The following is a 23,645-nucleotide window of genomic DNA, read 5'->3' as shown; positions in this document are numbered from 1 at the left end:
CGTCCTGGGAGGCTGAATTGCCCGTCGACAAGAGCGGTCGCGTGGTTCTGGTCGGGTCAGTTCCGCTGCTGCATCCGGAGGCCCAAACCGTCGAGGACATGCTCGACGGCTGGCGCAACCAGCAACTGTGCCGCAACCTCGACCACGAGACCATCAGCAAGCGCATCGCCCTGGTGCGCCGCTTCATCGACCACTGCAACGAGTACCCCTGGGCCTGGACACCGGCGATGGTTGAAGAGTTCTTCGCCGATCTGCGCGGCATCAAAGGCCGGGCGCAATCGACCGTGCGCGGCTACCAGAACGGCCTACGGTTGTTCTGCTCGTACATCGCTGATCCGGACTACGGCTGGGATCGGGTATGCGAGCAGCGCTTCGGCACTCACCCTGCGCAAGTGTTCTTCGAGTGGAACACCGCTGCCCACGTCCAAGACAACGAGCAGAATCCGCTCAAGCGGCCCTTCACCAAAAAGGAGCTGCAGGACTTCTTCGATCATGCCGACGAGCAAGTGTCCCTGATTGCCAATGCCCGTAAGAAGGGCTGGCTGCCGGCTTACCGCGACTCGGTGATGTTCAAGGTGGCCTACTCCTACGGGCTGCGCTTCAATGAACTGCGACACCTGCAGACCGTCGACTTCTCGCGCAATCCGCACGCCGCCGAATTCGGGCGCTATGGCGCGGTTCTGATCCGGTACGGCAAGGCCAAAAAAGGCTCACCGCCGAAGCGGCGCACCGTGTTCACGGTGTTCGACTGGACACCCGAAGTCATCGCCGACTGGCTCACCCACGGCCAACCGTATATCGACGACAGCATTGACCTGTTCCCCAGCGAGCGCGGCAGCCTGATCGCTGAGACCACCCTGCTGCGCCGCTTCCGGCGCTACTGCGACGAACTGGATCTGCCGGCCGGACTGGATCTGCATTCGTTTCGCCGCTCGCACATCACCCACCTCATAGAGGACGGCTGGGACGCCAAATTCGTCCAAGACCAGGCCGGCCACGATGTCGCCAGCACCACATCCCTCTACACCGGTGTATCCAGCGACTACCGCACCCGCACACTGCGCCGCATGCTCGATCAGACCGTCAAAGATGCGCTCTCCTTCGGGGAAGAATCATCATGAAACGCGAAGTCGACTACACCTGGCGCCTCGCCGAGCTCATGGCCGCGCATGGCATGCACAACAGCACTGACCTGATCCCCCGCCTGGCCGAACGTGGCATTCAGCTCTCCCGACCCCAGGTCTACCGTGTTGTCCACCAACGGCCCGAACGTGTTTCGCTGCAACTGATGGCCGCGCTATGCGACATCCTCGGCTGTGGCGTGGAGGACCTGGTGACCGTCACTGCCACCGACGTCCGACGCCGGAAGACCGCATCCGGGGCAGCCGCTACCCCGCCGCCGAACGTGGTCGAACTCAACAAGTCGGTCCGGCCACGGCGGGCGCGGGTCATCACCGATGGCCCCGATTAATCCCAAGCCACGATCCAGGCGCCGCGGACGCCCACCCGTCACCACCGGTCACTACGAATGCAGCCGCTGCCATCGCAAGGCCAACACACTGCGCGTCTACTGGCCCGGCGATCAGCTGTGCCACAGCTGCTTCTACACTGCGATGCGCACCCACGGCATCTGCCCCAACTGCGGGCACGACGGCGTCCTTCCCGGCCGCCTCAACCGCACCGACCCACGGCCGGTCTGCCTGACCTGCGCCGCCATCCCCGGCGATTACGCCTGCCGCACCTGCGGCCACGAAGGCGAAATCCACCGCCGCGGCGAATGCGCACGATGCGCTCTACGCGACGACCTGTGCAAAATCCTGCTGCACCATCCCGCCGACCCGGCCGCCATGGAAACCCTCCTCGAAGTGCTCTGCGGCGTCGACCGGCCCGAAAGCATCCTCACCTGGAAGCGCAACATCCAGGTACTGCAGCTCCTCGGCGGAATCACCTCCGGCGCAATACCCCTCACCCACGACGGCCTCGACACCGCCGGCCCGGGCCGACACATCGAACACCTACGCAGCATGCTGGTGCACCACCACCTCCTCCCACCACGCGACGAACACCTCGCACGATTCGAACGCTGGCTCGCCACCAAACTCGACGCCATCGACTCCCCGACAGTGCGAGGACCCGTGGAGCAGTTCGCCACCTGGCACCACCTGCGCCGCCTGCGCAGCGAGTCCAAGCCCGGCCAAGGAACCGACGGACCCAAACGCGCAGCACAACAAGAGATCACCGAAACCATCAAATTCCTGACCTGGCTCGAGCAGACCCACGACCGCACCGCTTCAACCTGCAGCCAGCAGGACGTCGATGAATACCTGGCCTCAGGTCCGACCACCCGCCATTCGATCCGGACGTTCTTCGTCTGGGCCAAACGCAGCAAGATCAACACCTCAATCACCATCGAGCACCGACAAGCCAGAACATCCCCGACCATCACCCAAGACCAGCGCCTCGCGTGGCTCAAAGAACTCCTCACCGGCGACTCCGAGAGTCTTCCCTACCGGATCGCTGGAATCCTGCTGCTGCTCTACGCGCAGCCGTTGACGAAGATCGCCGGCCTGCAGACCACCGCTGTCATCCGGGTAGGCGCCGAGACCCGTATCGCGCTGGGCAAAGAACCCACCCCGGTGCCCGAGCCGTTCGCCTCCCAGCTGCACCATCACCTCTACAACCGGCCCAATCAACGCACCACCGGCGGAGCCATCGCCACGCCCTGGCTGTTTCCCAGCAGCCGGGCTGGCCGTCACCTCGACCCGCAATCAATCATGCATCGGCTTCGATGGCTCGGCATCGAGTTGCTGGGCTCACGCAACAGAGCCCTTCGCGAACTCGTATCGCAAATACCGCCACCGGTCGTCGCCGAAATGCTCGGCTACAGCGACCAAGTCACCCAAAAACACGCCGCCGAAGCCGGCAACACCTGGGCGCAGTACGCATCCGCCACCGATCGGAAGCACACTCCGACAACACCACCTGGACGAACCATGACGACCGACTCTCCGCAGGTTTGCCCCACCGACGACAAAGACGAACCGGACACGGATACCTCCGAGCCCACGTTGTTCGACCTCGATCCCCCGGTTCGGCCCTACGACGTCCACATTGAGTCACTAGGAGCCGCGGCGGCCGCATTCGACGACGCCCGCGGCGCGGTCCAGGTGGCCACGAACGCCCTCGGTCAGGCGCGCGCGACAGCTAAAGCAGCCAAAACGCAGCTCACCGACGTAGTGCTCCAGGCGCATCTGGCCGGCGTATCTTGGGCGAAAATAGGTGAGGCCCTGGGTATCTCGCAGCAATCGGCCTATCAACGCTGGGCTCGACGTTTACGCGAGGACGATAACGCGACAATTCACGATGTCGAGGACGGCGATGAATCCGAAATCCCGATCTCCTAGCTGACACCGTAAACGACCTCAAGCCGCACCCAAGCCGCCGATACCCATCGATGACTCCACGAGCCTTCCACGACCCCATCTCTGAGCGCCGATCCAGCAGACAGACCGATCGCACCGAATACAGCGGAATCACCCCACCGAGGCGCGACTTGCATTGGTGTGAGACGTATTCCACCTAGCTGCCGTGTCTTCGAAGCGCTGATGACGCGGCAATGGCCGCTGCGACCGCGAAACCAGCGACAGCGGTAGCGAGCGTGAATTGCTCACCGAAGGCGCCGATGCACAAGCCGCCCAGGACCGCTCCCAAAGCGCCCATCGTCTGATTAATGGAGCGCCTCGTGGCGTTCACGCGCCCGAGCAGCCGGTCCGGTGTAAGCGTCTGCCAGTAGCCCATCTCGTTGGCATTCTCGATGCCGGCTGCGATCCCTTGGAATCCCAACGCAACGAAAATCACTGCATCGCCCAAACTGGATTCAGGGGCGCAGGCCACGAGCAGCCACGTGATCGGGTATGCGGTGCGCGCCAGAATGATCACCCGTCCCACCCCTATTCGGTCACCGGTCGACGGTGCCAACGAGGCCCCGATCAGACTCGCGACACCGAAGACCGTCAATAGCATTCCGAATGCGTAGGGGGTGAACCCCATGGAGCGCAGGGCCAGCAGGGAAAGCGCTGTCATCGCTGCCCCGTTGGCGAGGAACCATATGTGTGTCGACACTGCCAGCGGACCGAGAGTCCGGTGGCGGTAAGTCCATTTCAGGCCTTCGCCGATCTCGTGACGGAGGTGGCGCGAGCGTGGTTCTGGTTGGGGTTCGGGGGCATGGACGCTCGCAATCAGCACAGCCTCGACGAGGTAACTGATCGCGTCGACGACGATGGCCGCGGGAGCGCCCAAGAGGCCCACGAGTCCACCGCCCATCGCCGGGCCGAGGGTTTGGGCGGCAGCGTCGGCCTGATCGAGACGCGCGTTCGCCGCAACCAATTGTCCCGTCGGTACCAGTCGGGGAAGCAATGATTGCGTGGCGGCGAACCCGAATACCGAGAACGCCCCGAACGCCAGCAACGCGACGACCAGCATCCACATCTGCAGACTGCCGGCCAACCACAGAACTGGAACCAGCCCCAGGCTCAGAGCACGCCCCACGCTGGCCCACACCAGCACAGGTTTGCGGCGCCAGTGGTCGACATACACCCCGGCGACAAGTCCAAGGGCCGCGTACGGAACAAACTGTGCGGCGTTGACCACGCCAACCTCGAATGGGCTGGCACCGAGCAACTGGACGACCAAGACGGGCATCGCGACCGCAGAGATCGCCGACCCGATGGAACTGAGTGCCGCAGCCACCCAAAAACGAACAAAAGCCGAGCGAGTACCTTCACCCGCACTATCCCCCACGACACCACTGTCTCACGGCGAACAGGCAGCTCGAGACCAGTCTAAAATACCTTTCGATCGGTAGGACTCGATATCTGGTCGAGAGCCGACACTGCTAACACCTTGCCCGTTCTGTGGACAAGCCACTGGGCCCCGATCACCTCTGAAGGCAGCGGGGGGTGCGCGTGCTCGCAGTTCGTTTGGTTACCCGCGGAGTACTACTGGCGATTCGTGGTTGCTGTTTGCGATCAGGATCGTCGCTCGATCCTGAGGCTTGCATTCTCGGAAGTAGCGGCGCTGCGCTTCAACATAGCGCCGCATGGTGGGATGGTCCGGGTCTGGGTTACTTCCATCTCGCAAGGCCATCCTTCGTGCGGTTTCGATGAAGGGAACATCGAGGAACACGGATAGGTCCCAGCTAGTGGCAAGCTCGTTGCGGTGCAGGAAGATTCCGTCCACCACGAGCACTGTGCCCGGGGCGGCCAGCTGCGGCTCCGGCATGAGAATCGTGTCAGTGGTGACGTCATGGCAGGCGGTGCGGTATCGCCGAGATCCGCCGGGCCGAAACGGGACAAGGACATCGGTATAGAACTGGCGATAGTTGTAGGAGTCTGACCAGAACCCCTCAGGCGAACTACGGCCCAGCCGGTACCGAACCTCGCGGGTGTTGTGAAAGTCGTCGAGTGATACTCGGACGACTGGTCGTTGTCGGTCTCGTAGAAGTTCGGCTAGTGCGTCCGCGAAATGGGTCTTGCCGGCACCGTCGGGCCCGTCGATCGCGATCCTCGGGCAACGCTGACCGTCGAAGACAGGAATCCGCGCCGCGACGAAGTCCAACGCATCCACTCGACCGAAAGCAGCGCTCATCACCGGCGGTCCTGCGTATCACCGGCCAGAAGCGCATGCACGTGCATGTCGTGCCAGCCGTCAGCGTGCAACGCAGCACTCCGCCGGATGCCCTCCACGCGAAACCCGGCCTTCTCCGCAACCCGACAAGAGGCGAGGTTGGCGACCGAATGCTCCAACCCAATCCGCTGGAAACCGACTTCACGGAATGCCCACTGACACAAAGTAGTAAGGGCTTGAGAACAGAGTCCTCGTCCACGCCACGCTGGCGCCATCCAGTACGCCGCTTCAGCTGAACCATCGTGCAAATCCACGCATTTGAGCGAAATACGGCCGGTCAATGAATCGCTGGTGCGGTCAACCAGCGCCCAATTCAACTGAGCCTCTGCAGTCCACCCGTCACGCCACTCGCTAATCCACTGGCGCGCTTCGTCCTCAGAATCGGCGCGCCGCACATGCCAGCGTTGGATCTCGGGGTCATTGAAGGCGTCCACGACCGCGCGAGCGTCAGACAGTCGCCACGGTCGGAGCAACGCAATAGAGCCCACCGACAACGACGGATGAGGAGACAGCGGATATCGCCGGCGGGATCAAAGTCGGCACACATGGCATCATCGCGCAAAATCCGAACCTAGACCAACGAGAACGCGGCATCCACGCGTAGGCCCTTCATCGCAAATCTTTGATCATAGCGATGCCGAGGGGTCCATTGCCTTGGCCCACCACGCGAAATCCCTTGCGCTCGTACAGATGTTTGGCCGGATTGCGAACATGGACATTAGTGCACATTGCTTCTGCATGTGGCGAAAGCTCGGCGAACAGTGCATCCAGAAGCAAGCCGCCGATGCCGGCTCCCCGCGAGCCTGGTGCGACAGCGATGCAGAGTTCCGGCAATGGCGACCCGGCCGCATCAGTGCGCAATGGCGGATTGCTATGGTACGTCCACACCGCACCGATAGCGATCGCGCTGTGATCCTCGGCAAGGATCGGCACGATGCCAACAGGTGGGAGCAATTCGAGCACTTCGCCGTCACCGGGGTCAGGAAGTGGCCAGTCTTCGATAATGCAGGCATGGCGGGCCATCTCGACGACGAAAGCGTGATCGTCAGCGGTCGCCGAGCGGAGTCGCACTCTGGACTGTGCCATCGGCAGATTGTGGCAGAAGTTCCCTGCTGCACGCATATCGATTTTTGACGAGATGGGATGTACGGGCGCGGCGCGAAACAGTCGCCAGCAAACATTCCGTGGACGGTTAACCAAGAGCCCAAAGGGCTTGCCAAGTGTGAGTCCATCACAGCTGCTGCCAGCCGCCCATCCCGAAACTGCCGACCCTATCGATATCAACAATCACCGGATTACGGCTGAATCGAATACTGAGGGTTACCAGTAGGGTCGCCGTTCTCATCCGATGAATCAGCCCTGGCCCAGCCCGCTCCGATCGTCAGGCGCGTCGTAGGACGTGCGCTGGAAGCCCGCGGCAATAATCACCACTTGTGACCGAACAAGCACCGACCCAAGTCGGCCCGCCTCCTAACGTGGCCGTCGGCATCATCAAAGCATTAAGACCTCGGCAATGGATCAAGAACGTCCTGGTGGTGGCTGCACCTCTGGCGACTCTCGGTGGCAACGTCCACTACGACTACGGTGATCTCTTCTTCAAGGTAGGTGTCGCGTTTGTAGCGTTCAGTTTGGCTGCATCCTCGATCTATCTCGTCAATGACGCCCGTGATGTGGAGGCCGACCGCCAGCATCCGACCAAGCGCTTCCGGCCTATCGCCGCCGGGGTGATCTCCCCCTCCCTCGCTTACGGCTTGGCAATCGCGCTCGCCTCGACCACGCTGGCGATCTCGGCGGCGATTGCGCCATCCCTCGCGCTCGTGATCGGCGTCTATCTGGCGATCCAGCTCGGCTACTGCTTCGGCCTCAAACATCAAGCCGTGCTTGATATCTGCATCGTCTCCTCAGCTTACCTGATGAGAGCGATTGCTGGTGGTGCGGCTACCGGAATCCCGCTGTCGCAGTGGTTCTTGTTGGTGATGGCGTTCGCATCGCTGTTCATGGTCGCAGGCAAACGCTATGCCGAGCTGCAGCTCGCTGAACGAACCGGTGCGAAGATCCGCAAATCGTTGGAGGGCTATACCGATACGTACCTGCGGTTTGTGTGGACGATGTCCGCCACCGCAGTCGTCGTGTGCTACGGGCTGTGGGCATTCGAGCGCGATGGGTATTCCGGGTCATGGTTTGCCGTCTCGATGGTCCCGATCACCATCGCAGTCCTGCGCTACGCAGTCGACGTCGACGGTGGCGTTGCCGGCGAGCCCGAGGACATCGTTCTGCAGGACCGCGTATTGCAGGTACTGGGCGTAGCGTGGATCGCGATCATCTGCGTTGCAATCGTTTTGGCTTGATTCGACCGGAGGGCTAACGTCACCGGTCGTTCGGGTTTCGACCCAGCAGGTCGCGTTCCAGGAAGTCTCGGAAGGTTCTCGCGAGATTCGACGCGGTTGGGTCAGGGTAATCACCGAGTCGGTTTCCGAGTTGAAAGGCCTCATTGACAACGGCCCGCCGTGGCACTTCAGCACGGACCTCGTCGCCGAATTCCTTCTCTACCCGTTCCCTGATCGACTGGTCGATGCCGTTTCTGCGGTCGAAACCGGATAAAACCACACCACACCACCTGAGCGGATGTGTTCGTTGGATACGCTCAACTCTGTCACGCGCCTCCCGGGCTTTGCGTACCGCATCAAGGGTCGGGGTGATCGGCGCGTACGCAACATCACCTACATGCATTGCCAGGGCTTCCAGAGAGCCAGTGCGGCCACCGGTGTCGATCAGGACAACCTCATAACGGTCGAAGATGCCGGCAGCCTCAAAGATGGCCCGCAACAATCCGGTGTCCGGTACGCCGAAGCCCGCAACACGGCCTAAGGAAGCACCTGCAGGCAACAAGTCGACGCCGGGCCACCTAGTTTCAATGATCTCCTCATCGATTCGCTTCGCGCCCTTGTCGGGATTCCCCCAGAAACTGATATCGGCATCCTCAAGCACTGACCCCAAGCCGGTCGAATGCTGCGACACTCCAAAGTGGTTGGACAGATTTCGCTCTGGGTCGGCGTCGACCAACAACGTGCAGATCCCGGCCCGCGAGGCCTCCCCCGCCAGCATCATCTGCCATAGCGTTTTCGCTGTACCGCCCTTGCCCGAAAGCACCAGCGCCGACACAGCTACCATTGCGAGCCTCTATGCAATGCCTGACTCACCTCGCTGTATTCCTCCGTCGTGTTCGCGCTGTGGCCCGACACACCGGAGGGGCCTCGTGTCCCTGACACTGCGCCTGCCGATACCGTGATCAACTGACCTTAGCCATCGCCGATGACGACATCGACGCTACGCGCCGACGGCCCGCGCGGCGTGACCACTCAAAGCGGCCCGACTGCTCGGCGAGCACCCACCTGGGTGCACACTATGACGTGGCCCTTTCCGCAACAGTCTTCAAAGTAGAACTTGGCGTCTCCGATGTCGATCACGGCTACTACGCCGATCACACGCTGACCGTGGCCCGTCATCCCAGTGAGACCGATGAGCGGATGGTGGTGCGGTTGTTGGCTTTTGGGCTGCGCGCACACCGACTCAACGACGTCGATGGTGAGTTGGCGTTCGGAGCGGGCCTGTCCACCCCTGGCGTGCCAGACTTGCGGCTCGCCGACTACACCGGCCGGATCCTGGAGTGGATCAACGTCGGCCAGCCCGACGAACGCGTCTTGGGCAAGGCGGCCGGCCAGGCCGACCAGGTGCTGCTGTTCCCGTTTGCCGCCGGCGTGGCCACCTGGTGGCGCGCCGTCGGCCCAAAAGTCGCGGGGCTGCCGAACCTGTCGGTGGTGCAGATACCGCACACACCGGTGCAGCAACTGGCCCACACTGTCGATCGACGAGTCTCGGCGCAGGTGATGGTGATCGAGGGTCAGGTGACGATGACCGTAGGCGGAGTCGACGTCACCTTCACGCCCGAGCCATTGAAGTGAATCGAAGCATCTGCTGCGTCGACCCTCGACATCTACTACACGAGGTCGTAGCTTGAGGTGGTGAGGGTGGGGATCATCGGCGGTGGTTTCGCGGGATTGGCGGCGGCGATTGCATTTCGGCAGGACGGCCACGACGTCTCGGTTTTCGAGAAATCCCCCGGACCGTCCGTTGCGGGTGGCGCCATCTCCCTCGCCCCGAATGCGCTCACGTGTTTGGCGATCCTCGGTGTTCGAAAGCGTGTCGTGACCGACCCGTGGTCGCGCATGCCGGCCACCGTGCGCACTTCGGATGGCGGTGTGCTCATCCGACGGACGCTTGCGCAGCTCACCGGTGGAGATCAGTACGCCGCAGTGGCGCGTAGTCAGCTACTCAGCTGGCTGACCGAAAGGCTTCCCCCGGACTGTCTGCATTACTCCAGCATCGTGACCGGGGTGCGCACGGACGGTGTCGTGGCTGTCGGCGGGAGGGAACGCCGTTTTGATCTGGTCATCGGCGCGGACGGCACACGGGGCATTGTCAGAAAGTCGCTATGGCCGGATGCCCCTCCACCGCGCTCCACCGGCAGCACGGGATGGGCTTGGATCGTCGACCGGCAACTAGGCGCTGGTTTCGGGTCAATCTGGGGTCGTACAACAGATTTCGGGATCTTGCCCCTCTCCGATGGCCGTACCTACATCTATGGCGGAACCCGGGAACACGGAACCGAGCTCCGCGCGTACTGCCGTTGGCCGGCACCACTCCCAACCCTTATCGACGCCGCGGATCCCGACCGCATGATCGCTGTGGAAATTTTCGAAGCCCGGCCACCCCGCCAACTCGTCCGCGGCAAGGTCGCACTCATCGGCGATGCCGCCCACACGATGCGCCCGACGTTCGGTCAAGGTGCAGCACTCGCCATGGAAGACGCCATCACCCTCGCCAACGGTGGCCCTGAAGGCCTGGCCAAACGCCGGGCACGAATACTCACGCTGTACACCGCCTCGAAGGCCGGATCGTATTTCGCAACTCCGGGCCTTCACGCTGCGGAGAAGGCTCGCAATCTGGCTTTACGGCTCACACCCAACGGTCTGTTCGGTCTCATGGCAGGGGCGGTCAGCCACTGGCGACCAGCATGATGGGCATCGACACAACGGGACTCACGGAACACGAGCGTTGAAGGCACTCGTCGCCCAGGGCCTCGCTCCCCTGGGCCGTGCTACACGCCGCCGCGGCGCAGCATCCGACCCTGCGCGGTCTTGAAGTCAATCTTCTTGCCGCGCAACCAGGTACTCGTCACGACGCCGGCGAGTGCGCGTCCGTCGTACGGGCTGATCGGGTTCTTGTGGTGCAGCTTGTGCACGTCGACGACCTGCGCGGACTCGGGCTCGAAGATCGCGAAGTCGGCGTCGTAGCCCAGCGCGATCTTGCCCTTGTTGTTCAGTCCGGCGAGCGCGGCGGGTTTGGCTGCCATCCACTCGAGCACCTGCGTGAGCTTGATCCCGCGACGCTTGGCCTCGGTCCAGATCAACGACAGGCCGAGCTGCAGCGACGCGACCCCGCCCCAGGCAACACCGAAGTCTCCGTTCTCGACGTCCTTCAGGTCGACCGTCGACGGTGAGTGGTCAGAGACGATGCAGTCGATCGTGCCGTCGAGCAGGCCCTGCCACAGAAGTTCGCGATTCGACGCCTCACGGATCGGCGGACAGCACTTGAATGCCGTTGCGCCGTTGGGGATCTCCTCGGCGAGAAGCGTCAGGTAGTGCGGGCACGTCTCGACAGAGATCTTGACGCCGTCGCGCTTCGCGGTGGCGAGCATCGGCAGTGCGTCCGACGACGACAGATGCAGAATATGCGCGCGGGCACCGGTCCACCGCGCGCGCTCGATGACCTCGGCGATCGCCACGTTCTCGGCGCCGCGCGGCCGCGACGCCAGGAAGCGTTCGTACCGGTCCCCCTCGGCCGTCGGGGCATGGTCGATGGCGCGGGAGTCCTCGGCGTGCACGATCATCATGGAGTCGAAGTCGGCCAACACGGCCATGTCCTTCTCCATCTCATCCGCGTCGAGATGCGGGAACTCGTCGACGCCGGAGTGCAGCAGGAAGCACTTGAAGCCGAACACGCCTTCGTCGTGCAGACCGCGCAGATCGTCGGTGTTGCCGGGGATCGCGCCGCCCCAGAAACCGACGTCGATGTGTGTCTTACCCGATGCCGCCGCACGCTTGGCGTTGAGCGCTTCGACGTTGACCGTCGGCGGAATCGAGTTGAGCGGCATGTCGATCAACGTGGTCACACCGCCGGCCGCCGCCGCGCGGGTAGCGGAGTCGAACCCCTCCCACTCGGTGCGCCCCGGCTCGTTGACGTGCACGTGCGTATCGACCAAGCCGGGGATCATGACCTGCTCGTCGGTGAGTTCGACGATCTCCGCGCCGGTGAGTCCACTCCCCAGCGGCTCGATCGCGACGACGCGACCGTCGCGGATACCGATCTCGCGGGCGACGATTCCCGCCGTCGTCAGCGTGCGTTCGCCGCGGACCACCAGGTCGAATTCGGGGTGGTTCAACGTCTCGGGCGCGTCGGCGGTCATCGGCAGCTCTCCATGACTAGCAGCATAATTCCTCATCGTGGAAGTAACACTCCACCCTATGGGCAACTGTAAATGTGAGCGTTGCCACAGTCAATCGGGCCGGGAGGCTTGACAGCCGGTGTCTGCATGCGACTTACTTACTAAACTCGTGGAATATTACTTCCACATAATGGAATACTGCGCCGGCGTCGAGCGCCGTCGCACCGACCGTGACAGGCGCATCCATGAGCACAGAGTCCACCGGGCTCATCGGCGACACCAGTCGTAACGATGCGGCCCCGTTCGCCGACGTCAGCCCGCATCTGTACAACGCCGATCTCGCTCCCACCAAGCGCGAAGGTCGGCGGTGGGGCGCGTACAACATCTTCACCTTGTGGGCGAACGACGTACACAGCCTGGGGAACTATTCGTTCGCCATCGGCCTGTTCGCCCTCGGCCTCGGTGGGTGGCAGATCCTGCTGGTGCTCGGACTCGGCGGCGCCTTCCTCTTCCTGCTGCTGAGCCTGTCGGGGTTCATGGGTGAGAAGACCGGCGTCCCGTTCCCGGTGATGAGCCGCATCTCGTTCGGCACCCGCGGCGCGCAGATCCCGGCCGTCATCCGTGGCGCGGTCGCGATCGCATGGTTCGGCATCCAGACCTACCTCGCGTCGGTGGTGCTGCGCATCTTGATAGTCGCGCTCGCACCGTCGGCGGCGACCCTGGACTCGAACAGCTTCCTGGGGTTGTCGACGCTCGGCTGGATCTCGTTCGTCGGGCTGTGGGTGATCCAGGTGGTCATCGTCAGCTACGGCATGGAGATGATCCGCAAGTACGAGGCGGTCGCGGGTCCGGTCATCCTGATCACGATGGTCGCGCTCGCGATCTGGATGCTCAGCAGCGCCGACTGGTCCATCGCGTGGACCACGCCCGATTCGCTGACCGGCGTCGACATGTGGCTGAAGATCGTTGGCGGCGCCAGCCTGTGGGTCGCGATCTACGGCACGTTCGTCCTCAACTTCTGCGACTTCACCAGGAACGCCACGTCGAAGCGGGCCATCGTGAAAGGCAACTTCTGGGGCATCCCGCTCAACATGCTGGTGTTCGGCAGCATCGTCATCACTCTGGCCGGTGCTCAGTTCCGCATCGACGGGCGCATCATCGAATCGCCCGCCGACATCGTCAAGGAAGTGCCGAACACCCTGCTGCTGGTGCTCGCCGGGCTCGCGCTGCTGATCCTGACCATCGCGGTGAACCTGATGGCGAACTTCGTCGCGCCGATCTATGCGCTCAACAACCTGTTCCCGAAGCACCTCAACTTCCGTCGCGCAGCACTCATCTCGGCCGTCATCGGCCTGGTGATCCTGCCGTGGAACCTGTACAACTCCCCTGCCGTCATCAACTACTTCCTCGGCGGCCTCGGCGCCATTCTCGGGCCGCTGTTCGGCATCATCATGGCCGACTACTGGCTGGTGCGTCGTTCCAAGATCAACGTTCCCGCCCTGTTCTCGATCGATGCGCTCGGTGAATACCACTACGCGAAGGGCGTCAACGTGCGTGCCGTGATCGCCCTCGTCATCACTGCGGTGGTGGCACTCCTGCTCGCGTTCGTTCCGGCGTTCAGAGTCGTCTCGGAGTTCTCCTGGTTCATCGGCGCAGGACTCGGTGCGATCGTGTACTTGGCGGTCGCAGACCGCCGAGGCCCGTTCAACGATGTCTCCGGCGAGCCCATCGCCGTGGCGAGCACGCACTAGACAGGGACCGCCATGAGAATCCTCATCGCCAACGTCAACACGACGGTCTCGATGACCGATGCGATCGCCGAGTCCGCGCGCGGTGTCGCGTCTCCGGGCACCGAGATCGTCGGCATCACACCGCGCTTCGGCGCGGACTCGTGTGAAGGAAACTTCGAGAGCTATCTCGCGGCCATCGCGGTCATGGACGCGATCACGTCGTACCCCGAGCCGTTCGACGCGGTGATTCAGGCCGGCTATGGCGAGCACGGTCGGGAAGGTCTGCAGGAGTTGCTCGACGTCCCGGTGGTCGACATCACCGAGGCGGCCGCGTCGACGGCGATGTATCTGGGACACAAGTACTCGGTCGTCACCACGCTCGACCGCACCGTCCCGCTGATCGAAGACCGTCTCAAGCTCGCGGGACTGGATGCACGATGCGCGTCGGTGCGGGCGTCCGGCCTCGGGGTGCTCGAACTCGAATCAGATCCGGATCGGGCGGTCGAGGCGATCGTCCGCCAATCGCGAGAGGCGGTCGAGAACGATCACGCCGAAGTGATCTGTCTGGGCTGCGGCGGTATGGCCGAACTCGAGGCAAAGGTGAGGGCCGCGACCGGCGTCCCGATCGTCGACGGAGTTCGCTCGGCGGTCACCATCGCCGAAGGGCTGGTCCGGATGGGCCTGTCCACGTCGAAGGTGCGTACTTACGCGACTCCGCGCGAGAAGAAGGTCATCGGCTGGCCATTCCAGTTGTAGGCCAACGACATAGAAGTGACCGGGCGCCTCGGAAGAGGCGCCCGGTTCTTCGCGATCAGAGCATGATCTGGCGGTTGACGTCCTTGTACAGCAGGTAACGGAAGTTGGACGGTCCGCCCGCGTAGCACGCCTGCGGGCAGAAGGCACGCAGCGACAGGAAGTCGCCTTCCTGGACTTCCACCCAGTCTCCGTTGAGGTGATAGACGGCCTTGCCCTCGAGCATCAGGAGGCCGTGTTCCATCACGTGGGTCTCGGCGAACGGAATGGTCGCGCCCGGCTCGAAGGTGACGATGTTGACGTGCATGTCGTAGGCGAGGTCCTGCGGGTCGAGCATGCGTGTCGTGCGCCATTTGCCGTCGGTTCCGGGCATCGCTGACGGTTCGATGTCCTGCTCGTTGCCGAACTTCACCGACACCGTGTGGCCCTCGATGGCCTCGTAGCGCTTGCGGATCCACACGAACGTCGCGTCGACGTCGCCGTTGTTGTGTGCCGACCAGTCGGTGCCCGCCGGAAGGTACGCGAAGCCGCCCTCGGTGAGTGTCTGCGACTGGCCTGCCGCATCCACAGTGAGCGCACCGGACGTGACGAACAGGAAGCTCTGCACCTCGGGTTGCGGCTCGGGTCGCTGCGCCCCGCCGCCCGGCTTGAGCTCGACGATCGCCTGGTAATACGTCGTCGCACCACCGGCGACCGGCCGGTTGATGATCCATGCGCGCGTATCGGTCCACTCCGGGAACACCGAGGTGACGATGTCCGAGAGCACTCCGCGCGGGATCACCGTGTAGGCCTCGGTGACGATGGCGCGATCGGTCAGCAGATCGGTCTGCGGGGGCAGGCCGCCGCGGGGCGTGTAGTAGGACGCAGTGGTCACTGATTGCTCCTGGTTGTGCGGCCGAGCGCGATGTCGCGCACGGTGGACATGGACAGATCGGTGGCTGTCTCGATCTCGTCGACGGTCAGGGCGCCACACACGCTGCCGCGATGGATCACGTTGGCGAGCGCGCGGGCGGTGGCCGGCTCGTCCATGACGGTCGAGTCGAGCCGGTGGACATAGTTGCGCAGGCGGGTCGCGGCCGGCGCGAAGGCGCCACGGTAGAACGCGTAGGTCGCCAGGTATCGGGTGACCAGTTGCGCGGGGTGCATGTCCCAGCCCTGGTAGATGCCACGTTCCAGGTGGCGCCGGACGAGGCGCGCGTGCAGCTTCCACGCCATGGCGACGTTGTCGGGGTCACCGACCGGGAGGACGTTGGTCGAGCCGTCGGACATGTGGACGCCGGTGCCTGCGACGGCGAGCTGCATGACGTTTTTGGCGTGGTCTGCCGCCGGATGCTCCATCGACTGGTAGGCGGCGGCGATACCGAGGGACGCCGAGTAGTCGTAGGTTCCGTAGTGCAGCGAGCTGACGCGGCCCTGGCCGGCGTGGATGAACTGGGCCACGGGGGCGCGGCCGTCGGCGCCGAGGATCGCCTGCGGCGTTTCGACCTGTACTTCGAAGCGGATACGGCCGGCCGGCAGTCCGTTCGCAGCTTCGAGTGCGCTCGCGACCGCGACCATCGCCTCGACCTGGTCAACGGACGTCACCTTGGGCAGGGTGAGGGTGAGGCCGTCGGGCAGGCCGCCGGATTCGACGAGCCCGCTGACGAACATGTCGAGCGTGCGCAGTCCACGCGCACGGGTGCCTGCCTCGAAGCACTTGAAGCGGGTGCCGACGAACGGCGTCGAGGTGCCCGCGTCGAGCGCGATCCGCAGCGCGGCGATCGCCTCTGCCACATCGGCGTCCTCGGTCGCGTCGTCGAAGGTGCCGTAACCATCCTCGAAGTCGATCCGGAGGTCTTCGATCGGCTCGGTGGTCAGCTTGTTCTCGACCAGGGCCGCAAGGGTTTCGGGTTCACAGTCGGTTCCGCTGCTCGCACCGACGAGTGCGGCCACGGCGTCCAGCCCGCCTGCGTCCTTCGCAGCTGCGAGAGCCGTGGATCCCCAGTCGGCGGGCATCGTCGCCGTATACCGGTTGCCCGGGATGTAGACGGTGTGGACCGGCTGCCGACGGCCGTCGTCGCCGGGGTACCGGGTCGCCAGTTGCGCATCGGCGGCCGAGAGGCGGCGGTCGACGTCGGCCAGCACCGCATCGTCGAGGCGTCGTGTCACAGATGTGCCTCCCCTGTTTGGAAGTTCTTCACGACCAGAATTCCACATTGTGGAGTTTAACGCGAGTGTAATCGGCGCGCGATGTGCGTTTCCTCCTCGAAACACTTTTTCCATATTGCGGAAATTATCTTGTGCATGTTGGATGGAACGAAAATCATCGACCGGGAGTGGACTGTATGGCTGAGAAGTCGGGTGGCGTGCAGTCGGTGGAACGGGCGTTCGAGTTGATGGAACTGATCGGACGTGCGGGCGGCGAGTGCTCGCTGACGGAGTTGTCGGCGGAGTCTCCATTGCCACCGCCGACGATTCACCGTCTCCTGCGCACGCTGGTCAGAATCGGCTACGTGCGCCAGCTGCCCAATCGCCGCTACGCCCTGGGGCCGAGATTGATACGGCTTGGTGAAGTTGCGAACCGCCAGTTGGGCGCGGTCGCCGCTCCGGTACTGCAATCGTTGGCCGACGAACTGTCGGAGACGGCGAGTCTCGCGGTGCTTGACGGTGACATGGTGATCTACACCGGGCAGGTTGTGCCCTCCAAGCTGATGCAGACGAACAGTGAGGTCGGCAAGCGCATCGGTCTGCACACGTCCGGCGTGGGCAAGGCCGTCTTGGGTGAGCTCGATGATGCCCGCATTCTGAAACTGGTCACGCAGTCCGGACTTTCCGCACCCACCGAGAACAGTGCGTCGACCCTCTCCGCGATGTTCGCGAACGTCGAACGCGTGCGCGCCGACGGCTATGCGATCGACGACGAGGAGTTCGAGATCGGTGTTCGCTCCGTCGCGATGGCGGTGCCCGGCGCTCCGACCCCGATGGCAATCGGCATCTCCGGGCCCTCGGCTCATTTCAGCGAGGACTTGATCGCTCGAGCCGTTCCCGCACTGAAGAAGGCGACCGGCGTGATCTCGGAAGCCCTGATCGGGGCGAGAGAGCAGTAAACGTCGGCCTACCGCTACTCACGCAAGGGCATCGACGCCTAGCCCAGACGGTCGCGGAACATGCCGACGACGCTATGCGGGGCGTCGTCACCGAAAAAGCGACCTTGATTGTCAGCACTCTGCGCGGCGATCTCAGCACTGCGCGCAAACAGCTCGCTCTCATAGGCTTTTAGCGCGCGATCGATGTGGATCGGTTCGGCGAGAATCTGTTTGGCGAGTTCAGCGGCGTCGAACATCGCCAGGTTCGCCCCCTGCCCGGTGAACGGCGACATCAGGTGCGCGGCATCGCCGAGCAAGGTCACACCCGGCACGGGCTTCCATCGATGATGGATGGGCAGGGCATAGATCGGACGCAAGACGGGACTCGCCAAATTCTCCACCACCAGATCGGTCAGTGCGGGAGCCCAACCGTGGAAGCGGCGGGCCACCAAATCGCGTACGGCTGCATCGTCTGCGCAGTCGAATGAAGCAACCCACTCCTGCGGCTCGTTGAGCGCCAGATATCCGCTCAGCGTGCCGTCCGCATTGTGGTGGGCCACGATCGCCCGTCCCGATGCGACGGCCATGAGTGTGCCGGCGCCGATAACTGCTTTGCTGCTGGGCGACAACTGGTGGCCACTGGCCGAACCGAGGGTGACAAAGCAGGTGCCGGTGTAAACGGGTTCCACGCCAGAGACCACCCGTCGCACCCGCGACCAGGCGCCGTCGGCGCCGACGACCAACTGCGCTGCTAACGATGATCCGTTGTCGAAGACGACTTCGGGCTGGCCGCTGGGAGTGGCCACCACCCGGGCCGCCTTGTGTCCCCAGCGGATCATGCCGGCAGGCAGTGCGTCGATCAGCATGGCCCGCAGCTCGCCGCGGTCCACTTCAGGCCGAGTGCCGACCATGCTTCCCGGCAGGTCGAGCAACACCTCGCCTCGTGAATCCACAATGCGTTTCGCGTCCTCGCCAGGACGGATAAGTGCATGAAAGGAGTTGTAGAGAACCGCTTCTCGCAGGGCCGCCTGCCCGGTGCGCTCCTCGATATCGAGCAGGCCGCCCTGCCCACGTGTCGTTGGTGACGCCTCTGCTTCGTACACCACTGCCGGTACGCCGTGACGGTTCAGCGTGCAGGCGAGGACGAGGCCCCCGACACCCGCGCCGATGATGACAATGGACATGGACGCTCAGCGCTCCTCTGCTGCGGGCCCGACGACGAGTCAGGCTCCTGGCTGGAAGACGCTGGGCAGCTGAACGCAAACTCAGCAACCGTGCAGACGACCGCGTGCGCGGTCGCTTTTCGCGACAGCCGGAAGATAGTCCGTACGAGCAGTTCCGTGCAAGTAGCCAAACCGGACCTGATCCGGGCACCAATAGTGGCCGGAGGTGCCGGGCAGTATGTTTCCTCGGGTGTGGGAGGAACGTGCGGGCCGATCACCGTGGGTACGCACCGTCTGGCGCGCGAACGTGGAGAGTCCCGAACGCTATTCGGTAATCGGATCCGAGTATTGGGGTTTGTCGTTCATCCGTCGCCGGGACGGAGAGTTGGCCGCGGAGCTGGATGGTCCGAGCCTGCGCAATCGGGTCGTCGACGGGCATTTGGGTGAGCGCTACTGGGGGGTTGAACTCGCCGCCTATGTGGCAATCCCAGGCGTGCCCAAGCGGGCGATCCTCGGCGAGACGGTGACCTTGTCCGTATCGGGCGACCACGTCCTCCTCGGGGATCACCGATGGCCGGTGCCAACCTGGCCCGATCTTGAAGACTGGGTCGATTACCTGGCTTTGAACCACGGGCTACTGGTCGACGAGGAGGTCCGCAAGGCACTGAACGGGGATCGGATCGGCGCCTCGGAACGGACTTGGCAACGCCGCTACCGTCGCACGGTCGGGCTGACCGCTCAGCAGATCGATCAACTTCACCGCGCGCAGCACGGCTACTTCCTGTTGCAGACCGGACACTCGCCTGCGGAAGCGGCGGCCGGGGCCGGATTCGCCGATCAGCCGCATCTGACGCGCTCTCTGCGGTTGATCCGTGGTCAGACGCCGGCCGCGATCATTGCCGCCCAAAGGCGTAGGCAGCACTGACGCGCCTGCAGACGACACCGCGACAGTGTCTGGCATCGAAGAGTTGTCGTTCTGGTTCAAGAACTGGCCTGCGGTCTCGCGATCAAATAGTGGTGACGAGAGGAAACTCATGACTGCTGTCCCTGCCGCACCGGCCGGCTTCTCAACGATCAACCCGTTCATCGTCACGCGTGACGCCGAGGGGCTGATCCGTTTTCTGACCGATGTCTTCGACGCCGTCGAGCATCCCGACGCCCGCACTGTCGACGACGACGGGCTCCTCCTGCATGCCGAGCTTCAGATCGGTGGCAGCACTGTGATGTTCGCCGAACGGAAGCCCGGCTGGCCGTTCACCCCGGCACTCCTGCAAGTCTATGTCGACAATGTCGAGGTCGTGCTGGACCGTGCGGCCACCGGCAGTGCCGAGATCATCACCCGCCCAACCGAGTTCTTCGTTGATGTCTTCTCCCGTTTCCTCGACCCCTGGCACAACCTGTGGTGGGTGTACCAGCTCGGGACCGCCCCGGACAACAACTGGGGCGAGAGCGCCACCGGCACTGACTGGTCCGACAACACGGACGATTCGGCGGCGTGGGAGCCAACTCCCGAACTCACCTACATCCACGACACACTGCTTCAGGTACTCCCCAAAGTCCTTGACCCCCACAACTGATCAACCAGCAGAGGGGTCCAATCATGACGAACGAAGACATCAGCTATGACGACGCCGACGCTCCTTGGAACCAGGAAGCCGGCCAAGATCCATCGAACTGGAACGACGACGTGATTGCCGAGTTCCGCGCGAACGCGGGCCAGGTCGGCGGTGACTACACCGGGCACCCGCTGATCCTGTTGACTACGACCGGTGCCCGTAGCGGTGCGCTCCGAGTAGTGCCTCTGGCGCCCAACTATCGCGGCGACAGGCTCTACCTCAGCTCGTTCCGGGAAGATCGGGATCCGGCTTGGTTCCACAACATCCGAACGAACCCGGCTGTCACTGTCGAGATCGGGACCGAGACGCGTCAGGGAACGGCGACGATCCTGGGGGGTGCCGAGTACGACGAGTTCGCCGAGTGGGTTCGGCAAAACAACCAACTGCTGGCCGAATTCCAGGCGACGATCGACAGGCCGGTGCCGCTGGTGGCGATCCGCTTCGCGCAACCCCGATCTACGGGATGAGAAGCAGCTCGCCCCCGCCACATCTGGAGCAATGCACTGCTGCGTGGCGGGAGGGACACGGCCGAATCGAATAGGGCGGGATACCGGTTCCAAGAACCGCACCCGACCAATACTAGAACGTGTTCTAATTCGGGGTATGTCCAGTTCGGCGACGGGGCACGCTGACCCCGCGTTTGCGGAAGTAAAGGCCGTCTTTGAAGCGGGTTTGGCCGACGGCGACGACCTCGGCGCCGCGGTGGCGGTCGTCGTCGACGGACGTGCCGTTGTAGATCTGTGGGGCGGCATCGCCGACCGGCGGACCGGACGCCCATGGACGCGCGACACCGCTTGTCCGACCTTCTCCTGCACCAAGGGTGTGACGGCGACCGCAGCCCTCATGGTCGCCCAGCAATACGGCCACGGCGCCGACGAACCGGTGAGCGCCTGGTGGCCGGAATTCGCACAACACGGCAAGCACGAGACCACACTGAGCGACCTGATGGCCCACCGGGCCGGGTTGCCCGTCTTGGAGCGCCCGGTTTCGGTGACCCAAGCCGCGGATCCCGCGGCGATGGCCGACCTGTTGGCAGGCCAGTGCCCGCTCTGGCAGCCCGGGACCGAACATGGTTATCACGCTTTGACTTTCGGCTGGCTGGTCGGCGAATTCGTGCGCCGCCACAGCGATATGACAGTCGGCGAGTTCACCCGGCGCCACTTGGGCGACGGGCTGCACATCGGCACTTCCGGTGCGCAGGTGCGCGAGGTTGCCCGAATCAGTTCACCACCGCCCGAGCAACGTGTCTGGAGCACCGAGCACGCGCCGCCGATATCGGACGACACCGTCGCCGAGATGGTGACCGCGATGGCCGATCCAGAATCGCTGTTCATCCGAGCATCGTCGAATCCCGTTGCTTCCTATAATGATCCAGAAGTACTGGCGGCCGGCTGGCCCGCAGCCGGCCTCGTCACCACCGCTCGAGATCTGGCCAGATTCTATGGCGACCTGATCGGCGGAACCCTGGTCGCCCCGGGTCTCCTGCGGGACGCGATCACAGAACGCGTACGCGGCCACGACCGGGTGCTGCGCTTGGAGAGTGCATTCGGGCTGGGCTACATGCTGCCGTCGCAGAACTTCGTGGTGCCCGAACCCGCACAACGGACTGCTTTCGGTCACCCGGGAGCCGGTGGCTCGGTGGGACTGGCAGATCTCGAACACAAGGTCGCTTTCGCCTTCGTGCCCAATCTGCGCCGCGACTGGCTGGCCGGCGATCGCCGCGCCTATCGGCTCATCGCCGCGGTGTACGACGCGTTGTGACACAGAGGCGCTTCCTTGAAGCGCTCCCCGCCTTCCGGAAGGGTTGCGGGCATGAATCGCAATGTGCTCATTCTCGTCTTTGCCGCTCTCCGGTTCACCACCGGCATCGCCGCATGGTTGGCTCCGAACACGACAGGTCGACTCATCGGACTCAGCGCCGGCCGCGACCAGCCGCTCACGGCTCAACTCTTCGGCTCGCGTGAGCTGACGTTGGCAGTCGCGATCACCGATACCGCTTCCCCACGACTGCAGGCTCGGGCGTTGCAGCTCGGACTGCTCACCGACCTCTTGGACGTCATCGCTGCCGTGCGTGGGATCCGAGCCCGAACCCTCTCGGCCACCGGCGCTGTCGTCGCCGGAGGCGGCGCCGCACTTTTCGCGGGCCTGGGAGTCGCGGCGCTCACTAGTCGAGAGCAATCGGCCGTGCGTTCTACCTAGTACTCGGCCGACCGGTTCCGGCAATACGCCCTCTCCTCCGGAATAAAGTGAGTACCTCGTCAACTTGGCTCAGGAGTCGCCCTTCCCCGACTCAGGAGCATCCACATGACCCGTCCCGTTCGCGTCGCCGTGCAGATCCAGCCCGGCGGTGCGCCCGACTACCGCACGTGGCGCGACGCCGTCCTGGCCGCCGATGACCTCGGTGCCGACGTGATCTTCGGTTATGACCACTTCCACCGCCCGGCGGTGGAGGCCATCGTCGACGGCAAGCCCATCCTGCTCGACGAGCAGCCCGACGTTGCCAACTTCGAGGGCTGGACCGCGCTCGCGTCGTGGGGTGAGATCACCTCGCATGCCGAGATCGGGCTCCTCGTCACCGGCGTGGGCTACCGCAACCCCGACCTGCTCGCCGACATGGCGCGCACCGTCGACCACATCAGCGGCGGCCGGCTCATCCTCGGCCTCGGCGCCGGATGGTACGAAAAGGATTACACCACCTACGGTTACGACTTCGGCACCTTCAGCTCCCGCTTCGATCTGTTCGACGAAAGTCTGATCCGCATCGAGAACCGGCTGGCCACACTGATCCCGCCGCCCGTGCGCAAGCTGCCGATCCTCATCGGCGGCACCGGGCCCAAGCGCTCGCTGCCCGCCGTTGCCCGGCACGCCGACATCTGGCACGCGTTCCAAGAGCTCGACGCGTTCCGCAGGTCCAGCGACCGCGTCGACGAGCTGGCAGCGACGTTCGGCCGCAACGGCACCGATATCGAACGCTCGACGTTGTGGCAGGACGCCGACAGCGCCGATGCCTTCCGCGAAGCCGGGGTCACGTTGTTCCAGACCGAACTCACCGCCGACAACGGATACGACGTCACCTCCCTTAAGCAGGTGCTCACCTGGCGTGACAACGGATGACCGACTAGCGCTAT

At 64.0% G+C, this 23,645-nt stretch carries 23 protein-coding genes and 1 pseudogene; 15 read left to right on the top strand and 9 right to left on the bottom strand.

Features of this window, described 5'->3' with window-relative positions; translation table 11 throughout:
• Window positions 1-17 precede the first annotated feature (17 nt).
• From ACNQR1_RS20920 to ACNQR1_RS20910, 3 genes and pseudogenes are all read left to right on the top strand, one after another.
• Entirely contained in the window at window positions 18-1,121 is a 1,104-nt protein-coding gene (locus ACNQR1_RS20920; RefSeq protein ID WP_232004317.1) for a tyrosine-type recombinase/integrase, read from the top strand.
• On the top strand, window positions 1,118-1,471 hold the full coding sequence (locus tag ACNQR1_RS20915; protein ID WP_043988411.1) for a helix-turn-helix domain-containing protein: 354 nt from the start codon (window positions 1,118-1,120) through the stop codon (window positions 1,469-1,471). Before ACNQR1_RS20920 ends, ACNQR1_RS20915 begins: the two co-directional genes overlap by 4 nt.
• A gap of 142 nt (window positions 1,472-1,613) precedes the next feature.
• Window positions 1,614-2,948 (top strand): annotated as a pseudogene (locus ACNQR1_RS20910) (hypothetical protein); the annotation flags it as partial.
• Between the two features lie 631 nt (window positions 2,949-3,579).
• On the opposite strand, the gene ACNQR1_RS20905 reads toward ACNQR1_RS20910, so the two are convergent.
• The 4 genes from ACNQR1_RS20905 to ACNQR1_RS20890 form a co-directional block, all read right to left on the bottom strand.
• On the bottom strand, window positions 3,580-4,800 hold the full coding sequence (locus ACNQR1_RS20905; RefSeq protein WP_043988410.1) for an MFS transporter: 1,221 nt from the start codon (window positions 4,798-4,800) through the stop codon (window positions 3,580-3,582).
• A 183-nt stretch (window positions 4,801-4,983) separates the two neighbouring features.
• On the bottom strand, window positions 4,984-5,646 hold the full coding sequence (locus ACNQR1_RS20900) for a uridine kinase (RefSeq protein ID WP_043988409.1): 663 nt from the start codon (window positions 5,644-5,646) through the stop codon (window positions 4,984-4,986).
• Entirely contained in the window at window positions 5,646-6,173 is a 528-nt protein-coding gene (locus tag ACNQR1_RS20895; protein ID WP_225330065.1) for a GNAT family N-acetyltransferase, read from the bottom strand. The genes ACNQR1_RS20900 and ACNQR1_RS20895 overlap by 1 nt, the downstream gene beginning before the upstream one ends.
• Window positions 6,174-6,294: 121 nt before the next feature.
• Window positions 6,295-6,771, bottom strand: a complete 477-nt coding sequence (locus tag ACNQR1_RS20890; protein ID WP_157835606.1) for a GNAT family N-acetyltransferase — start codon at window positions 6,769-6,771, stop codon at window positions 6,295-6,297.
• 347 nt (window positions 6,772-7,118) lie between these two features.
• On the opposite strand from ACNQR1_RS20890, the gene ACNQR1_RS20885 reads away from it, so the two are divergent.
• Entirely contained in the window at window positions 7,119-8,033 is a 915-nt protein-coding gene (locus ACNQR1_RS20885; RefSeq protein ID WP_418047738.1) for a decaprenyl-phosphate phosphoribosyltransferase, read from the top strand.
• 19 nt (window positions 8,034-8,052) lie between these two features.
• Here ACNQR1_RS20885 and ACNQR1_RS20880 read toward each other — a convergent pair whose 3' ends face one another.
• Window positions 8,053-8,856, bottom strand: coding sequence for a ParA family protein (locus ACNQR1_RS20880; protein WP_418047737.1), 804 nt, complete (start codon window positions 8,854-8,856; stop codon window positions 8,053-8,055).
• Window positions 8,857-9,095: 239 nt separating this feature from the next.
• Here ACNQR1_RS20880 and ACNQR1_RS20875 point away from each other — a divergent pair, with 239 nt between their 5' ends.
• Both ACNQR1_RS20875 and ACNQR1_RS20870 read left to right on the top strand, forming a co-directional pair.
• Window positions 9,096-9,647 (top strand): YaeQ family protein, encoded by a 552-nt coding sequence (locus tag ACNQR1_RS20875; protein WP_418047736.1) that lies wholly within the window; start codon window positions 9,096-9,098, stop codon window positions 9,645-9,647.
• A gap of 66 nt (window positions 9,648-9,713) precedes the next feature.
• A complete protein-coding gene (locus tag ACNQR1_RS20870) occupies window positions 9,714-10,763 on the top strand; it encodes an FAD-dependent monooxygenase (RefSeq protein ID WP_418047735.1) in 1,050 nt (349 codons plus the stop codon).
• 80 nt (window positions 10,764-10,843) lie between these two features.
• On the opposite strand, the gene allB is transcribed toward ACNQR1_RS20870, so the two are convergent.
• Window positions 10,844-12,211, bottom strand: a complete 1,368-nt coding sequence (gene allB / locus ACNQR1_RS20865) for an allantoinase AllB (protein WP_418047734.1) — start codon at window positions 12,209-12,211, stop codon at window positions 10,844-10,846.
• A gap of 224 nt (window positions 12,212-12,435) precedes the next feature.
• Here allB and ACNQR1_RS20860 point away from each other — a divergent pair, with 224 nt between their 5' ends.
• Complete coding sequence (locus ACNQR1_RS20860; protein WP_418047733.1) at window positions 12,436-13,941, top strand: NCS1 family nucleobase:cation symporter-1; 1,506 nt, start codon at window positions 12,436-12,438, stop codon at window positions 13,939-13,941.
• Between the two features lie 12 nt (window positions 13,942-13,953).
• Window positions 13,954-14,676 carry an aspartate/glutamate racemase family protein gene (locus tag ACNQR1_RS20855; RefSeq protein ID WP_418047732.1) on the top strand — a complete coding sequence of 241 codons (723 nt, stop codon included), beginning with the start codon at window positions 13,954-13,956 and terminating at the stop codon, window positions 14,674-14,676.
• 55 nt (window positions 14,677-14,731) lie between these two features.
• On the opposite strand, the gene ACNQR1_RS20850 is transcribed toward ACNQR1_RS20855, so the two are convergent.
• Both ACNQR1_RS20850 and ACNQR1_RS20845 read right to left on the bottom strand, forming a co-directional pair.
• Window positions 14,732-15,547: a bifunctional allantoicase/(S)-ureidoglycine aminohydrolase gene (locus tag ACNQR1_RS20850; protein ID WP_418047731.1), complete on the bottom strand. Its 816-nt coding sequence runs from the start codon at window positions 15,545-15,547 to the stop codon at window positions 14,732-14,734.
• Entirely contained in the window at window positions 15,544-16,821 is a 1,278-nt protein-coding gene (locus ACNQR1_RS20845; protein ID WP_418047730.1) for a DUF6986 family protein, read from the bottom strand. Before ACNQR1_RS20845 ends, ACNQR1_RS20850 begins: the two co-directional genes overlap by 4 nt.
• Window positions 16,822-16,997: 176 nt before the next feature.
• Here ACNQR1_RS20845 and ACNQR1_RS20840 point away from each other — a divergent pair, with 176 nt between their 5' ends.
• A complete protein-coding gene (locus ACNQR1_RS20840; protein ID WP_418050437.1) occupies window positions 16,998-17,759 on the top strand; it encodes an IclR family transcriptional regulator in 762 nt (253 codons plus the stop codon).
• Window positions 17,760-17,797: 38 nt separating this feature from the next.
• Here ACNQR1_RS20840 and ACNQR1_RS20835 read toward each other — a convergent pair whose 3' ends face one another.
• Window positions 17,798-18,922, bottom strand: a complete 1,125-nt coding sequence (locus ACNQR1_RS20835; RefSeq protein WP_418047729.1) for an FAD-dependent oxidoreductase — start codon at window positions 18,920-18,922, stop codon at window positions 17,798-17,800.
• A 364-nt stretch (window positions 18,923-19,286) separates the two neighbouring features.
• Here ACNQR1_RS20835 and ACNQR1_RS20830 point away from each other — a divergent pair, with 364 nt between their 5' ends.
• The 6 genes from ACNQR1_RS20830 (at window position 19,287) to ACNQR1_RS20805 (ending at window position 23,631) form a co-directional block, all read left to right on the top strand.
• Window positions 19,287-19,826 (top strand): helix-turn-helix domain-containing protein, encoded by a 540-nt coding sequence (locus tag ACNQR1_RS20830; protein ID WP_418047728.1) that lies wholly within the window; start codon window positions 19,287-19,289, stop codon window positions 19,824-19,826.
• A 109-nt stretch (window positions 19,827-19,935) separates the two neighbouring features.
• Window positions 19,936-20,478, top strand: coding sequence for a VOC family protein (locus ACNQR1_RS20825; RefSeq protein WP_418047727.1), 543 nt, complete (start codon window positions 19,936-19,938; stop codon window positions 20,476-20,478).
• A gap of 23 nt (window positions 20,479-20,501) precedes the next feature.
• Window positions 20,502-20,984 (top strand): nitroreductase/quinone reductase family protein, encoded by a 483-nt coding sequence (locus ACNQR1_RS20820; protein ID WP_418047726.1) that lies wholly within the window; start codon window positions 20,502-20,504, stop codon window positions 20,982-20,984.
• Between the two features lie 136 nt (window positions 20,985-21,120).
• Window positions 21,121-22,278, top strand: coding sequence for a serine hydrolase domain-containing protein (locus tag ACNQR1_RS20815; RefSeq protein ID WP_418047725.1), 1,158 nt, complete (start codon window positions 21,121-21,123; stop codon window positions 22,276-22,278).
• Between the two features lie 51 nt (window positions 22,279-22,329).
• On the top strand, window positions 22,330-22,716 hold the full coding sequence (locus ACNQR1_RS20810) for a hypothetical protein (protein ID WP_418047724.1): 387 nt from the start codon (window positions 22,330-22,332) through the stop codon (window positions 22,714-22,716).
• Window positions 22,717-22,821: 105 nt separating this feature from the next.
• The gene (locus ACNQR1_RS20805; RefSeq protein ID WP_418047723.1) at window positions 22,822-23,631 is read left to right on the top strand and encodes an LLM class F420-dependent oxidoreductase; all 810 of its coding nucleotides are present in this window, start codon (window positions 22,822-22,824) and stop codon (window positions 23,629-23,631) included.
• The last annotated feature ends 14 nt before the right edge of the window (window positions 23,632-23,645 follow it).

The organism is Mycobacterium sp. 48b, from assembly GCF_048282725.1.
Classification (GTDB): Bacteria; Actinomycetota; Actinomycetes; order Mycobacteriales; family Mycobacteriaceae; genus Mycobacterium.
The sequence above is the reverse complement of the archived record's forward strand: the minus strand, read 5'-3'. Positions and strand labels throughout refer to the sequence as shown.

What these genes read in the sequence shown, in the direction of transcription:
- ACNQR1_RS20820 (WP_418047726.1), top strand. Translation starts at nt 20,502, where the DNA reads ATGACGAACGAAGACATCAGCTATGACGACGCCGACGCTCCTTGGAAC.
- ACNQR1_RS20880 (WP_418047737.1), bottom strand. Translation starts at nt 8,856, where the DNA reads ATGGTAGCTGTGTCGGCGCTGGTGCTTTCGGGCAAGGGCGGTACAGCG.
- ACNQR1_RS20900 (WP_043988409.1), bottom strand. Translation starts at nt 5,646, where the DNA reads ATGAGCGCTGCTTTCGGTCGAGTGGATGCGTTGGACTTCGTCGCGGCG.
- ACNQR1_RS20840 (WP_418050437.1), top strand. Translation starts at nt 16,998, where the DNA reads ATGGCTGAGAAGTCGGGTGGCGTGCAGTCGGTGGAACGGGCGTTCGAG.
- ACNQR1_RS20915 (WP_043988411.1), top strand. Translation starts at nt 1,118, where the DNA reads ATGAAACGCGAAGTCGACTACACCTGGCGCCTCGCCGAGCTCATGGCC.
- ACNQR1_RS20815 (WP_418047725.1), top strand. Translation starts at nt 21,121, where the DNA reads ATGTCCAGTTCGGCGACGGGGCACGCTGACCCCGCGTTTGCGGAAGTA.
- ACNQR1_RS20825 (WP_418047727.1), top strand. Translation starts at nt 19,936, where the DNA reads ATGACTGCTGTCCCTGCCGCACCGGCCGGCTTCTCAACGATCAACCCG.
- ACNQR1_RS20855 (WP_418047732.1), top strand. Translation starts at nt 13,954, where the DNA reads ATGAGAATCCTCATCGCCAACGTCAACACGACGGTCTCGATGACCGAT.
- ACNQR1_RS20805 (WP_418047723.1), top strand. Translation starts at nt 22,822, where the DNA reads ATGACCCGTCCCGTTCGCGTCGCCGTGCAGATCCAGCCCGGCGGTGCG.
- allB (WP_418047734.1), bottom strand. Translation starts at nt 12,211, where the DNA reads ATGACCGCCGACGCGCCCGAGACGTTGAACCACCCCGAATTCGACCTG.
- ACNQR1_RS20890 (WP_157835606.1), bottom strand. Translation starts at nt 6,771, where the DNA reads ATGGCACAGTCCAGAGTGCGACTCCGCTCGGCGACCGCTGACGATCAC.
- ACNQR1_RS20835 (WP_418047729.1), bottom strand. Translation starts at nt 18,922, where the DNA reads ATGTCCATTGTCATCATCGGCGCGGGTGTCGGGGGCCTCGTCCTCGCC.
- ACNQR1_RS20810 (WP_418047724.1), top strand. Translation starts at nt 22,330, where the DNA reads ATGAATCGCAATGTGCTCATTCTCGTCTTTGCCGCTCTCCGGTTCACC.
- ACNQR1_RS20860 (WP_418047733.1), top strand. Translation starts at nt 12,436, where the DNA reads ATGAGCACAGAGTCCACCGGGCTCATCGGCGACACCAGTCGTAACGAT.